Consider the following 14,597-nt stretch of genomic DNA (forward strand, 5'->3'; position numbering starts at 1 on the left):
AGGAGAAAATACAAAATGATTAAAGATATAAAAGTATGTAAAATGATAGAAAAAGATGTTAATGAAGCAAAGGAAATTTGGATGAATCAGTATAATTTATATTGTAATAATATTAAATTTCCTTCATATTGGAAAGAAAAAAGTGAGTTATTAGAAAATTTTTTGAACTGGAAAATAAAAAATGAAAATGCTATTGTAGCAAAATTAAATGATAAAGTAATAGGATTTTTAGCTTATGATGAATTTCCATTCAATGGAGAGAAGTCTACATTTTGTCCTGCGATAGCACATTCAGCAGTTGAAGAATACAAGGAAAGTGTATATTTAGAAATGTATAAAAATGTTTCTCAAAAATGGGTAAATAGAAATATTTTCAATCATATGTGGACAATATTTTATAATGATGAAAAACTTAAAAATATTTTATTTGATTTAGGATATGGATCATATTTAATAGATGCATTTAATGATGTAAATATAAGTAATATTATTTATGGAAAATCAGGATATAAAATAAAAAAGGCAACTATTGAAGATGTAGATATATTATATGATCTTGTGGAAGAATCAAATAGATATTATGCTTCTGCTCCATTATTTTTAAAAAGAGATGAATTAAATAAAAATGAAATTGAAGAAATAATAGTAAAAAATAATGTTCTTATCGTATGGGATAAAAAAATAGCAATAGGATTTGTAAATTTAACTATAGCAGATGAAAATAATTTTATAGATATGTCTATTATAAATTGTGCACTAATAGATGAGATAGGCATTTATATAAAATTGGAATATAGAAATAAAAAAATAGGAATTGAACTTTTAAGGGAAATAATTAATTATTGTAAAGAACATAAAGTGGAATATATTCATGTTGATTTTGAAACTGCAAATTTATATGGAAATAAGTTTTGGAGAAAGTATTTTACTCCAATGTTGCTATCCATGAGAAGAACAATTAATAAAGATATAAATGATATTTAAAAAAGTAGCTTAATTTCAAATATATATAAAGTGAGGAAAAATTTTATGTACAAAGATAAATGCAATTCAAAAAACAGATTTAGTGGTATGGCTGAAAATTATAATAGATTTAGACCAACATATTCAAGTGATACTATAAGATTTTTAAATGATGCTATTGATTTTAATGAAAACTTAGTTTTAGCAGATATAGGTGCTGGTACAGGAATTTCAAGTAAAATGTTTTTAGAAAATGGAAATGAAGTATATGCAGTTGAACCAAATGAAGATATGCGAATAGTATTGGAAAGAGTACTTAGTAAATATGAAAAGTTTCATTCAGTTGAAGGATCTTCAGAAGTTACCAATTTACAGTCTGAATCTATTGATGTTGTTATATCAGCACAGTCACTCCATTGGTTTAATCCTAAACTTGCCACAAAAGAGTTTTCAAGAATTCTTAAGTCTAATGGAATGATTGTAGTGCTATACAATATTAGAAGAAATAACTTAGAAGGATTTATGAGTGAATATTCTGATCTTATTAGTAAATATGGTGAAAAATATATTAATAAATCAGATGATAATTTAATATCAAAGTTTTTTGGAGAAAGAAAGGTTTATGAAAAAATATTATATAATCCTCAAGTAGTTAATTTTGAAGAATTAAAAGGAAATTTAACATCATACTCATATGTACCAAAAGAAAATAATCCTAAGTTTAAAAATATGATAGAAGAGCTGAAAAATATATATGATAAATATAATAAGGATGGAAAAATCACTTTGGAATATGATACATACGTAAGTTGTTGCAAAATTAAATAAAAAAAATAATAAATTATAAAAACTAGGCATTTAAAAAATTAAGTGTCTAGTTTTTTTATTTAATAATTTAATATTTTTAAGTTCATATTGATAGATATTACATATTTGGATACGAAGTATTATATAGATAGAGATTATATAGATAAGGAAGGTAAAAATGAAAATAAATGAAAATAACTTTATAGATGAATTAAAGAAAAAGAATGACAAAGCAATAGATTATATTTTAGATAGTTATGGTTGGATAATAAAGACAATAGTTAAGAAATACTTATATAATTTTGAAAATATTAAGGATGAATGTATAAACGATATACTTATGGCTGTTTGGACTAATATAGAAAGTTTTGATGATTCAAAAGGAGATTTCAAGAATTGGCTAGGTGGAGTTTCAAAATATAAAGCAATTGATTGTAAGAGAAAATATGGAAGATGTTTGGAGTATGAAAACATTGATGATATGGAAATAGCAACAAGTAATAATGAATATGAAAAATTTATAGAAAATGAATTAGATGAGGATATAGATGAACTTTTAAATTGTCTTAAAAAAGAAGATAGAGAGCTTTTTTTAAAACTATATGTAGAAGAAAAAGAGATTAATGATATAAGTAGTGAAATGGGCATAAAGAAGGAAGCTGTTTATAATAGAGTTTCTAGAGGAAAAAAGAAATTAAAAAAATATATGAAGTTTATAAATTTTAGAGGAGTATAGAAATGAGTAAAAGTATTTATGAAATGTTTAATGATAGCAATATAGATTTAAACTTTGAAGAAGTAGAAACATTTAATGACATTGAAAAGCAAAACATAAAAAGAACTTTTAAAAAGAAGGTTAAAAATAATAAAAGCAATAAAAAATTTAAAATAGCGATGGTTATGGGGCTTCTGATAGTTACAGGTTTGTTTGGAACTAATATGGGAAAAACAGTATTAGCTGAAATAAATATAGTAAGTGTAGATATAGCTAATAAATTGGGAATAAATAAAAATTTAGACGAGTATAAAACTGTAATAGATAAGAGTATTACTAAAAATGGTATAACAATTAAATTAAATGAAGTGATTTTAAACGAAAATGAATTAATAGTTTCTACAACATTAAAATCACATGATAAAAAAATGGATGAATCTGATATGCACTCATTTGCTGAGCTTTATATAAATGGAAAAGAAATAAAAAGTACAGCTAGTGGAAGTGGCAAAAGGGTAGATGAGTATACCATGGAAGAAGTAATAAGTTATAGGTTAGATGATGATTATATAAGTGGAGATATAGATGTAAAAATAAAATATGAAAATGTATTATTGAAAGGTAATGAAGTAAGTGGGCCATGGACCTTTGAATTCAAAACTAATGGTAATGACCTGTCTATAGATACAAATAAGATAAAGCTTGCATATAACTTTAACCTTGATGATGGGTCAAAAGTAAATTTAAAAGAGTATACAAGCAATAATATAGGAGAAAAAATATATTATACAAAAACAAAATCAAGAAATAATGTGAATTATGATTTAATGCTTAAAGGAACTGATGATTTAGGTAATAAAATAGAGTTTTATATGTCTAGTGAAGTATATGGAGAGGGTGTATTTAAGAGAGATAGTTTACAAGAGCCATTATCTAAAGATGCTAAGATTTTAACTCTTACACCATACTCATCAGAATTTCCTAAAAAAAGTGGAAAACTAGATAGTAATTTTGTGAAAGTAGGAGAAACATTTGTAATTGATTTAATTAATAAAAAATAAAAGTATGTATTTAGGGGGAAAGTCCATGAATTATATTATGGAAGTAATGCCGATATTTCCAATAGTATTTGCAATTACTTTAATTATTTATTTTATAATATGTAAATTAATAAAAAATAAGAGGAAAAAGCCATCAAAATATAAGAGTGTTGCTGAGTTTACACTTGTTGGGTGGAGTGTAATGTTTTTATATGTTACACAAATTATGACCTTTGGAAATGGATTAGGTGAAAGGATAAACTTACAACCATTACAGCCTTTTTATATAGGTGCAAAATATGGATTGAATAACGCAGGTTTGATTAGTCAAATATTGCTTAATATAGCAATGTGTGTACCACTTGGAATTTTAATTCCTATTGTTTTTAAAAAATGTAGCAATTTTATAAAAGTATTTATAGTATCCTTTGGTATTACATTTGTTACTGAGCTAAGTCAACTTTTAACAGAGAGAAGTGCCGATATTGATGATATTATAGCAAATACATTAGGTGGAGTTTTAGGATTTTCTATATATGTTATTTGTTATGGAATTTACTACTTAATTAAAGAAAAAAAGCATGGAAAGGTTATAGGAATAAAAAAATATTCAATAAAATTAATTGGAGCTTTTATAGTTATAGTTTTAACTATAAGTCCATTTGTAATTATAAAAATTATAAATGTTAAGAGTGAATTAGGTTATGTATATTATGGGCATTTAAAACCTAAAAAAGTAGAAGTTAGTGATAATATTAGTAATGAAGAAAGTACAGGAATTGTATATAAGTATGAAAAGAAAGAATCTATTGAGGATTTGAAAAGTAGACTTATAAGTTTAACAGGATTTTCAGGAGAGTTTTATAATGAAAATGATACTTATGTTTTAAAAAATGGAGAGAGTAAGAGAATATTTATTTATGACTATAATAGATGGAGCGTAGACTATAATTATGGTGAAGAATTAGAAGTTAATAAATCAAAATTACTAAAAGGTGATGATGCAGTTAAATTGGCTATAGAGCATCTTGAAAAGTTTGGAATAAAAAAAGAAAATGTAAAATTCAAAGAAATTTCAAATGAATATGGAGATGATAATTTGCATTTAATTTTTACAGATAGAAAAAACAATGAAAATGAAATAGTTTGGGGAGATTTAGCTGTAGCACTTGGTGAGAATGGCAGACTTTTAAGTATTGATGACAATAGAGTAAATTTTAAGAAATATAAGGACGTGGAAACTATTTCACCTAGAAAATCAATTGATATTGCATGTGATGTTGGTGTTGGTGATTGGAATGGAACAGCATATGTATCAGAAATAAATGCATCATATTATTTTAATAAGGATACAGGATTTTTAATTCCTACTTGGAAGATAGAATCCACCTTAAAAGCAGAAAGTAACAATGAATATGAATGGAAACCAAATATTGATGCAACTAAATAAAATATTAGAGGACTACTTAACTTAAGTAGTCCTCATTATTTTATTGGATTTCTAAATTTCAAAATTACTACATTTTTTATAAATTTCTTCATTAAGAAGTGTTTTTATATAAGTTCCATCTTCGGTGAATTCTTCTTTAATAATATTAGAATATTTATGAAGAATAGGAATTAAATGCTGACTGTCATATGGAATGACAAATTCCTTTTCACTCATATTAATAGGAATTTCCTCACCTATAATGTCTAGTAATTTATCTAAATTTATATTGTTTAATGCACTAACTTCAATTAATTTTTTATCCTTTAGAACTTCTTTTAATGTATTTAAGTTTTCAGTAGAAACATTATCAATTTTATTTAGTACAAGTATAGTATTTTTATATTTAGCACCAAGCTCATCGAGTACAGTGTTAACAGAGTTAATTTGAGATAAAACATTTTTATTTGATGCATCAACTACGTGTAAAAGTAAATCAGCATCTACAACTTCTTCTAATGTAGATTTAAATGCTTCAACAAGTTCATGAGGAAGTTTGTTTATAAATCCTACAGTATCAGAAATTGTAATTTTTCTACTGTCATTTAAAGTTATAGCTCTTATTGTAGTATCTAATGTGGCAAATAGCATATCTGCTTCAAAAACATCTTTTTTACTTATAGTATTAGATGCTGATGCCTTACAAAGCTGATTTCTAAGTGTTGATTTTCCTGCGTTAGTATATCCAACGATAGCTACACTACTTATATTATTTTTAACACGTTTAACTTTTTGAACACCTCTAGTGTCAACTATTTTAGAAAGTTCATTTTTTATGTCTTCTATTCGTTGTTCAATATGACGTTTATCAGATTCAAGTTTCTTCTCACCAGGACCTCTTGAACCAATACCTCCTTTAACACCAACACCACCTTTTATTTTATCAAGATTAGCATTGGAATTTCTTAATCTAGGAAGTTTATGATTAAGCATTGCAAGTTCTACTTGAAGCATGCTTTCTTTAGTTTTTGCACGTTTAGCAAATATATCTAATATTAAATTTGTTCTATCAATAACTTTGCAATTTAAAACATTTTCTAAGTTTCTAACTTGAGAACCAGAAAGTTCATCATCAAAAATTATTAAATTTGCATTTTTTACTTGTTTAATAGTTAGTATTTCATTAAGTTTACCTTCACCTATATAATAAGTTGGATTTATAGTACTCCTTTTTTGAAATATTTTTTCTAAAGGCACAATATTACAAGCTAAAGAAAGATTATATAGTTCTTTAAGACTTTCTAAAGTGTCAGTACCTATTAAAAGAGCTCTTTCTTTAGTGTTATCTGTAAGATTTAAAGATAATATATTTTTTTCAATATAAGAAACTTTTTCTAAAAAATTTAAGTCAAGAACTTCTTCTAATGTTTGTGTTTCTATAATTTTAGATGTTAAAATATTATCGCATATATCACAAAAAGCCATATTTATTTTACAATCATTAATATTATCATTAGTTACTACAGATAAGAAAGCATCTAATTTTAGTGATAATAATAAAGAAGTATCTATTGAAGAAGTTTTATTATTCATAGGTAAATGAGTATGAATAACTCTAAAACCACTTAATTTATTGGCTGAAATTTCAGTAATGTTTATTTTTACTGTATTAATATTGCCTATTGAAATATTGGTTATATTGCCACGTCTATCAATTACCACATTAAGTTCTTTTTTTAGTAAGTTACTAATGGTATTTAATTCACGTATCAATTCGTAAGAAACAATGCAGTTTTTATCTATTTTTAATTCAAATAATTTTTCAAGCCTTTCAAGTATAAATTTTTTTACTCCATCTATATTTCCAGTTATCATATAAAATCCTCCGTTTCAAAATAAAAATTTAAGAAATTATTATAGTTATAAAATTTTTAAGCTCATTCTAATGATCCTCCTACATTTTATAAAAAATAAAAGCCGCAAAAACCATATTGCAATAAAGCAATACACTTTGCGGCTAAAATATTAGCTATTTAACATGTTAATAATTTAATTAAATTTATATAGTAAGTTTATATAAAATAAAAATAAACTTAATTATAAATTTAATTTCTAAAATTAAAAACCGCAGGTGCTAAGCCTACGGTCAAAATTCACAAATTTAATAAACTAAATATTATTATGTTTAATTTATAATATTAGCTTTTGACGGTAGACTAAATATTTTATTATTTGAATAGTTTTTAATTCTATTATTATTAATTAACATTATTAAGTCTCCTTCCAAAACTAATATATTTTTTATACATTTGATAAATTTATTATATCATATAAAAAAACAAAAAGTAAAAATATTCCATGAAAATATTAAGAATATTTTGTTAACTAATAGTATAAATTTCATCTAAAAGTTTTTTACTTTCATTTGCAATGATTTCAGGTGTAGATAATATTGTACAAAAATTAACAACTTATAAATATGTTGATTTAACTTTGGACTTGGAACCCTATATAGGGTTCCAAGTTGAAAAGTACAATTATTTTTGTTGCATTTGGGAATTCTAATTAATTTAATTAAAAATGGAAAATTGAAAGTTGAAAGTGAATGTAAAAATTGAAGATCCAATTTTAAAGAATGATTTTTTATTAGATTTGCAAAGCAAATTATTTAAACACAATATAAAAACTTAGTTTTTATGCATTTCTATTTTAAATATTAAGAACGAAGTGATTAATATTCACCATCACTTTTCACTCTTCACTCTTACTTTTTAATTTATTTCCAACATGAATAATAGAAGAAAATGTAAGCTTAATAATATCACTTGATAAAGATGTTATTTAAACTTCGAATTTGTAACCCTATAGTATATAAAATTATTAAATTTATAATAATTAATATATATAAAGTAAACTTAAATATTAATTAGCATATATTATGGTAAATAATAACTTATATAGAAATGTAGTTTAGTGGTTAGAGCATAGTTAAATTGAGGTGAATATTTATATGATTAAACATTCAATTAAATGGATATTACTTATGATAGTATGTTATTTTCTTGTATTTGGAGTATTAATTTTTGATTTTAACAAAGACGTTAGTGAAGAATATAAGAATACTTATAATGTAGAAAGATTTTATTCAAATAATGTTGGACCAGATAGAGCATTAGTAGTAGATTCACCTAAAGATGCAGCATTAACAAGAATGAATGTAATAGCAAACACAAAAGAAACTTTAGATATAGCTTATTATGCCATAGAAAATGATGGGTCAACAGAAGCATTTATAGGTCTTATATTAGATGCCGCAGATAGAGGAGTAAATGTAAGAATATTACTAGATGGAATGACAACAACGGTAAAATATAAAGATGATGCAAGTATATATGCACTTTGTAATCATCCTAATATTGAAGTTAAAAAGTATGAACCACTGAAAATATTCATGCCGTGGCGTATAAATAATAGACTACATGAAAAATATATTATTTCAGATAATGAAATTGTTATACTTGGAGGAAGAAATATAGGGGATAGGTTTTGGGGACCTGAAAATTATGATGGAGAAATTACCTATGATAGAGATGTGCTTGTTTACAATAGTGATAAAACAAGTAAAGATAGTGTATTGCTTCAGGTTTCACAATATTTTAATGACAATTTTAATGGAAAGTATAGTAAATCGTATGTAAAATGGTTATCAAAGAAACAAGTAAATGAGGGTAAACATAGAAATATTGAATTAAAAGAAAATATAGATTTTATAAAAAGAAAATATGGAAAATATTTTGAGTCAAATATAAATTGGGAAGAGTTTACATGTGAAACTAATAAAATAACATTTATTCATAATCCAGTTAATAGATTTAAAAAGGAACCTTGGATATTGTATGAAGTAAAAGAACTTATAAAAAATGCAAAAAATAAGGTTTTTATACAAAGCCCATATATTGTTCTAGGAGATAAAAATATGCAGGATATATTTAATAACAAAAATAATGTAAGGATAGATGTATTAACTAATTCAGAAGCATCAACACCTAACTTACCAGCATATGGAGGATACTTAAACTATAGAGATAAAATTGTAAAATCAGGTGCTAATATTTACGAATATCATGGAGAATATTCCATTCATGCAAAGACATATATGATAGATGATGATATAAGTTTAATAGGTTCATTTAATTTAGATCCAAGAAGTGCATATTTAAGTACAGAAACAATGTTAGTCATAAATAGTAAAGAATTAAATAATGAATTAAGAAAAGTAGTAAATAAATATATGGATAAAAGTTTAATTGTAGGTAAAAATGGAAAATATGAAGTGTCACAAAAAAGTATATATAAGAGAGAAATAGGAAAATTAAAAAAAGTAGCATTAGAATTTACATCACTTTATGCTAAATTTTTTGAATTCTTATTATAAGTTGTAATGATTCACATTATTAAAGATAATAAATCCTTCTAAAATAGATTATGTTATTTTAGAGGGATTATATAAATTTGTAATATATACTATTTTTGATTATAATTAAAAATTTTTTTGAAATTCATTAATAGGAGAAATAATAAAATTATACATATAAATATACAAATTATACCATCATAATGCATTATAAAATTTATATCTGATCTAGTTGAGTCTTTAATATAAATAAGTTCTAGAAATAAAAGTCCTAGTAAGTAATAAGTAACAGATTTGTTGCTTACAGTTTTATTTATATATAATATCTGACAAAATGAAAATACTAATAAAATTATTAAACGAAAAATAAAGTTTGAAAAACTCAATGATATAGGGTAAATGATTTCTATACGCATATTTAGTAACACTATTAGTATAGTTATTATAAATAAAAAAAGATTTAAAATAAAATTTTTATAAAAATTCATGACAAAATCCTTTCTATACTGTAATGAACTCATATTACAACAAAATTACATTAAATTCAATTTATTTAAAATATTCAAATAAATATTAATAACATTATTAAAAACGTAATTATTAATATAACTTAGATTGTATAGTTGAGTAGAATAGAAAAATGTAATCATATTGAATTTAAAATTTTTATATTTAGTATATTTTTACAAGATTATTATAAGATTTATATTTGAAAAAATTATATTGTAAATATATGTGAGTCACTAATTTGTATTAAATAATATAATAAAGTGTAGTAAAAATAATAATATATTAAAGTCCACTATAGATAATAAAGATTTATATACAATTATTACAATGTAATTTAAGGAGGAAAAAGTTATGCAAAGTAGAAGTTCCTCAAATTACCAAGGAATAGACATTTCTAATTGGCAAGGAAATGTAGATTTTAGTCAGGTTAAAAATTATGGAATAAACATTGTTTATATGAAAGCTAGTGAAGGTACAAACTATAAAGATACATCTCTAGAACAAAATTATAGTAATGCTAAGGGACAAGGATTAAAAGTTGGATTTTATCACTTTTTTAGAGGAGATGCTATAGGTGAGGCTCGATGGTTTGTAGAATGCATTAAAAATAAAGTTTCAGATTGTTTATTAGCATTGGATATAGAATCAGATTGTGGGATGGATGTAAGTACACTAACTAGTGCATGTATAACATTTTTAGAAGAAGTAAAAAGATTAACAGGAAAAAATGTTGTAGTATACACTTACACATCTTTTGCCAATGGAGCTTTAGATTCAAGACTTTCAAAATATCCAGTTTGGATAGCTCATTATGGTGTTAATACTCCAGGAGATAATCCTATTTGGTCATCATGGGTAGGATTTCAATATAGTGATCAGGGACAAGTTTCAGGTGTAAGCGGAAATTGTGATCTTGATGAATTTACTAATGGAATTTTTAATGGTGAGGTAACTCTTGAAAAAAATGAAGGAATTGTTACAGCTAATGTATTAAATGTTCGAAATAAACCAGATGGAGAGATAATAGGAACATTAACCGATGGACAAGTTATAAAAATAGATAAAAAAGTAGATAATTGGTATTCAATTTATTTTGGAAACAGTGGGGGATATGTAAGTTCAAATTATATAAAAACAGAGTTTGGAAAGGATAATAGTAGAAAGGAGTCAGTGGATATGAAAACAATAGTACTTTATGTTGGTGATATGGATGCAAATGCAGCTATATATGTAGCACAAAAAAATCAATGTCCTATGATGAAAAAAAGTGATTTTGAAGCTAGTGGATTAAAAGCTGATAAAATAATAACTATAGGTGGAAAACCTGGTTCAGATAGATATACAAGTTTAAAAGATGCAGCTAGTTTAGTTTAGAATTTTAAATAAAAACTTTAAAAACTCTTAATAGTTTAATGCTACTAAGAGTTTTTTGACGTACATTATTAGTGAATAAATAGCAATACAAAACAAAGAAAATTTTGAAAAATATAGCAATATATATTATAATGTTAGAGATTAGAAAACTAAGGGGGATATTTACATGGGAGATATTATAACAATATTAGGTTTAGTTTTGGCAATATTTTTTATAATGGTAGGGAAAAGTAGAGGTAAAAAAGCATATAAATACATAGGTATAGGGATGATTTTATTATGCTTAGTGTATATACTTCCTAGCTTTGCAAGAGGATTTGTTAAAGGATATATGGAAAGTGGAATATAAATAAATTATAAAAGGACTAAATAGAAAAATTTAGTCCTTTTATAATTATATATATTAATTAAATTTATGAGAAAAATTTTAGGGGTGGGTTTTATGGAAAATTTAGAATTAACCAATATGGTTATGATAATAAATGAAAAAGATAATAAAGTTCTTGTTCAAAATAGAGTTAAGGGTGGATGGACAGGAATTGCATTTCCAGGGGGGCATGTAGAAAAGGGAGAATCAATAATTGATTCCGCTGTAAGAGAAGTTAAAGAAGAAACAGGGCTTGATATTAATAATTTAGAGATTTGTGGTATAAAGGACTGGTATATAGATGAAGAGAATAAAAGGTATATGGTAGTACTTTTAAAAACAAGCTTTTATAGTGGAACTTTAATTGAAGATGGAGAAGAGGGAGATGTCTTTTGGGTGAATTATGATGAGATTTATTCATTAAATTTAGCAGATGGATTTGATAAAATGATAGATATTATGTTTAACAAAAGTATTAATGAATATTTTATATTTAAAGATAAAAATACATTAGAGTGGAAGGAAATATTAAAGTGATATAGGGTTACATGGTGAAAAATAAAATTGTAAAAGTATTAAATAAAAATTCTAATTAATTTAATTGAAAATTGAAGGTGAATATTAAAATTAAGATTCTAAGTATTGCTATTTTAAAATTATTTTCATGCAATTAATAATTAAACTATAAAATTAATTTAAAAAATATGTAATAGATCGCAGATGTTACGAATATATTAAAAGTTAACCTATATGTTACAAAGATAAAGCTATGATTCAACAAAAAATACTATGAAAGAAGAGTAAAATTAATTTACAATAAATTTATTTTTATAATATAAAAGTTAATGTTATAGATGTCAGTATAGTGTTTAAAAATAATTTTAATATTTGAACAATCTTTAAGTTAAAACTAGCTTGTGAATATATTAAATTTAAAATATTTTCCTATAATATTAACTATAGATGGGGGAAGTTATTAATATGTTAAGTGAACTAGTAGACCAAAACACAAAGCTTGCTGTAGTTGGATTAGGTTATGTAGGATTGCCTTTAGCAATAGCATTTGATAGAAAAGTAAAAGTTGTGGGATTTGATGTTAATTCTGAAAAGATAAATAAATATAAGTTAGGAATAGATCCAACAAATGAGGTTGGAGAAGAAAAAATAAAAAAATCAACTATTTATTTTACTAGTGAAGAAAAGGATCTGAAAGAATGCAAATTTCATATAGTATCAGTACCAACACCAATCAAAGATGATAATACTCCAGATTTATCGCCTGTAATATCAGCAAGTGAGATAATAGGAAGAAATTTAACTAAAGGATCAATTGTTGTATATGAATCAACTGTATACCCAGGAGTTACAGAAGATATATGTGTGCCAATATTAGAAGAAAAATCAGGATTAAAATGTGGAGTAGATTTTAAGATTGGATACTCTCCAGAAAGAATTAACCCAGGTGATAAAGTAAAAAGATTGGAGAAAATAGTGAAAGTAGTTTCAGGAATGGATGATGAAACTTTAAATGATGTAGCTAATGTATATGAACTTGTAATAGAAGCTGGAGTTTATAGAGCTAAAAGTATAAAAGTTGCAGAAGCTGCAAAAGCAATTGAAAATGCACAAAGAGATATAAATATTGCATTTATGAACGAGCTATCTATTATATTTAATAAAATGAATATAGACACTAAAGATGTAATAGATGCTGCATCTACAAAGTTTAATTTTATAAAGTTAAATCCAGGATTAGTTGGCGGACATTGCATAGCTGTAGATCCATACTATTTGATATATAGTGCTAAAAAAGCAGGAATAGAATCTCAGGTAATTTCAGCAGGAAGAAGAATAAATGATAGTATGGCAAAGTTTGTAGTGGAAAATACAGTTAAAAGCTTAATAAAAGCAGATAAAAGGATAAAAGGTTCTAAAGTAGCTGTATTAGGAATGACATTTAAAGAGGATTGTCCTGATACTAGAAATTCAAAGGTTATAGATATCATTAGTGAATTAAAAGAATATGATATAGATGTAATTGTGACTGATCCATATGCAGATAAAGAAGAAGTGAAAAAGTATTATAATTTAGCTTTAGTAGATCTAAAAGAAATAAAAAATGTTGATGCAATAATAATTGCTGTATCTCATAGTGAATATAGAAATCTAGAAGTTAAAGATTTAATAAAATTATATGAAAAAGAACAAGTGTTAGATGAAGTTGCAGTAGATATAAATAATGAAGAAAAACACTTAGTTTTAATAGATGTTAAAGGTATTATAGATAAAGATGAAGCTTTTAAAGAAAATATAATGTACTGGAGTTTATAACAAACGGCTTAAGTGGATCATATAAGAAAATATGATCCATTTTTATTTTAAGAGATATAAGTCTTCAGGTATTATCAAATTAGAGATGTCTAAAATTTCTGAAGAAGAAAAGTTCATACTTTCAACAATCCAATGATTATTTTTCTTTGAATAAGTTATATCTAAAATTTCAGAGTTACGTAATTTATGTTCACTAATGGCATTTCCATCAGAAGTTTCTATTATTGTTGTGTAGGGATCTATTTTAAGAATATCCTTAAAGGTTGATTGTGAAGGGATAATATTATTAAAACAACATTTAGTCAAGAATTTGTTTAATTGCCATATATCAAGCACGTTGTTGGTGTCATTATCATAGGAAACAATAAGTTTGCTACCATCCTTAAGTTTTCGTATTTCATAAGTTATATTTGTAAGTTTACGTGTTACAAGTGGAGATCCATAAGTTTCATCAATAGATTCTTTTTTTAACGATAAAGAAATCAATTTTCGTATATCAATAGGTATGTTAGGCTTTAATATATTCAATGTATCAACTCCTATATAAGATTTAATATTAAGATTATAATAGAAAATTGTGGTTATTATTGCAAAAACACATATTAAAATTGTTAATAAAAATTTTTTCATATATTACACCTGCATAA

At 24.6% G+C, this 14,597-nt stretch carries 12 protein-coding genes; 10 read left to right on the top strand and 2 right to left on the bottom strand.

Annotated elements, in window-relative coordinates:
* The first annotated feature begins 15 nt into the window (after positions 1–15).
* From AC07E4_RS01485 to AC07E4_RS01505, 5 genes are all read left to right on the top strand, one after another.
* A complete protein-coding gene (locus AC07E4_RS01485; protein WP_478215569.1) occupies positions 16–984 on the top strand; it encodes a GNAT family N-acetyltransferase in 969 nt (322 codons plus the stop codon).
* A 45-nt stretch (positions 985–1,029) separates the two neighbouring features.
* Positions 1,030–1,791, top strand: coding sequence for a class I SAM-dependent methyltransferase (locus tag AC07E4_RS01490; protein WP_051540211.1), 762 nt, complete (start codon positions 1,030–1,032; stop codon positions 1,789–1,791).
* A 157-nt stretch (positions 1,792–1,948) separates the two neighbouring features.
* Positions 1,949–2,506 (top strand): sigma-70 family RNA polymerase sigma factor, encoded by a 558-nt coding sequence (locus AC07E4_RS01495; protein ID WP_430830266.1) that lies wholly within the window; start codon positions 1,949–1,951, stop codon positions 2,504–2,506.
* Between the two features lie 2 nt (positions 2,507–2,508).
* The gene (locus tag AC07E4_RS01500; RefSeq protein ID WP_478215570.1) at positions 2,509–3,546 is read left to right on the top strand and encodes a DUF4179 domain-containing protein; all 1,038 of its coding nucleotides are present in this window, start codon (positions 2,509–2,511) and stop codon (positions 3,544–3,546) included.
* Positions 3,547–3,571: 25 nt separating this feature from the next.
* On the top strand, positions 3,572–4,975 hold the full coding sequence (locus AC07E4_RS01505) for a VanZ family protein (protein WP_478215571.1): 1,404 nt from the start codon (positions 3,572–3,574) through the stop codon (positions 4,973–4,975).
* Between the two features lie 51 nt (positions 4,976–5,026).
* On the opposite strand, the gene hflX is transcribed toward AC07E4_RS01505, so the two are convergent.
* Positions 5,027–6,829: a GTPase HflX gene (gene hflX / locus AC07E4_RS01510; RefSeq protein ID WP_478215572.1), complete on the bottom strand. Its 1,803-nt coding sequence runs from the start codon at positions 6,827–6,829 to the stop codon at positions 5,027–5,029.
* 1,135 nt (positions 6,830–7,964) lie between these two features.
* Between hflX and AC07E4_RS01515 the strand changes: the two genes are divergently transcribed.
* The 5 genes from AC07E4_RS01515 (at position 7,965) to AC07E4_RS01535 (ending at position 13,950) form a co-directional block, all read left to right on the top strand.
* Positions 7,965–9,389 carry a phospholipase D-like domain-containing protein gene (locus AC07E4_RS01515; RefSeq protein WP_478215573.1) on the top strand — a complete coding sequence of 475 codons (1,425 nt, stop codon included), beginning with the start codon at positions 7,965–7,967 and terminating at the stop codon, positions 9,387–9,389.
* An 840-nt stretch (positions 9,390–10,229) separates the two neighbouring features.
* Positions 10,230–11,252 (top strand): GH25 family lysozyme, encoded by a 1,023-nt coding sequence (locus tag AC07E4_RS01520; RefSeq protein ID WP_478215574.1) that lies wholly within the window; start codon positions 10,230–10,232, stop codon positions 11,250–11,252.
* A gap of 166 nt (positions 11,253–11,418) precedes the next feature.
* Positions 11,419–11,601, top strand: coding sequence for a hypothetical protein (locus AC07E4_RS01525; RefSeq protein WP_478215575.1), 183 nt, complete (start codon positions 11,419–11,421; stop codon positions 11,599–11,601).
* A 93-nt stretch (positions 11,602–11,694) separates the two neighbouring features.
* Complete coding sequence (locus AC07E4_RS01530; RefSeq protein WP_478215576.1) at positions 11,695–12,156, top strand: NUDIX domain-containing protein; 462 nt, start codon at positions 11,695–11,697, stop codon at positions 12,154–12,156.
* Positions 12,157–12,594: 438 nt separating this feature from the next.
* On the top strand, positions 12,595–13,950 hold the full coding sequence (locus tag AC07E4_RS01535; protein WP_478215629.1) for a nucleotide sugar dehydrogenase: 1,356 nt from the start codon (positions 12,595–12,597) through the stop codon (positions 13,948–13,950).
* 42 nt (positions 13,951–13,992) lie between these two features.
* Here AC07E4_RS01535 and AC07E4_RS01540 read toward each other — a convergent pair whose 3' ends face one another.
* Positions 13,993–14,580, bottom strand: coding sequence for a hypothetical protein (locus AC07E4_RS01540; RefSeq protein ID WP_040327941.1), 588 nt, complete (start codon positions 14,578–14,580; stop codon positions 13,993–13,995).
* Positions 14,581–14,597: the final 17 nt, after the last annotated feature.

Source organism: Clostridium amazonense (assembly GCF_056431285.1).

Bases quoted from the DNA above. Each gene is read 5' to 3' on its own strand.
- AC07E4_RS01495 (WP_430830266.1), top strand. From the start codon at position 1,949: ATGAAAATAAATGAAAATAACTTTATAGATGAATTAAAGAAAAAGAAT.
- AC07E4_RS01515 (WP_478215573.1), top strand. From the start codon at position 7,965: ATGATTAAACATTCAATTAAATGGATATTACTTATGATAGTATGTTAT.
- hflX (WP_478215572.1), bottom strand. From the start codon at position 6,829: ATGATAACTGGAAATATAGATGGAGTAAAAAAATTTATACTTGAAAGG.
- AC07E4_RS01505 (WP_478215571.1), top strand. From the start codon at position 3,572: ATGAATTATATTATGGAAGTAATGCCGATATTTCCAATAGTATTTGCA.
- AC07E4_RS01525 (WP_478215575.1), top strand. From the start codon at position 11,419: ATGGGAGATATTATAACAATATTAGGTTTAGTTTTGGCAATATTTTTT.
- AC07E4_RS01500 (WP_478215570.1), top strand. From the start codon at position 2,509: ATGAGTAAAAGTATTTATGAAATGTTTAATGATAGCAATATAGATTTA.
- AC07E4_RS01490 (WP_051540211.1), top strand. From the start codon at position 1,030: ATGTACAAAGATAAATGCAATTCAAAAAACAGATTTAGTGGTATGGCT.
- AC07E4_RS01485 (WP_478215569.1), top strand. From the start codon at position 16: ATGATTAAAGATATAAAAGTATGTAAAATGATAGAAAAAGATGTTAAT.
- AC07E4_RS01520 (WP_478215574.1), top strand. From the start codon at position 10,230: ATGCAAAGTAGAAGTTCCTCAAATTACCAAGGAATAGACATTTCTAAT.
- AC07E4_RS01540 (WP_040327941.1), bottom strand. From the start codon at position 14,580: ATGAAAAAATTTTTATTAACAATTTTAATATGTGTTTTTGCAATAATA.
- AC07E4_RS01530 (WP_478215576.1), top strand. From the start codon at position 11,695: ATGGAAAATTTAGAATTAACCAATATGGTTATGATAATAAATGAAAAA.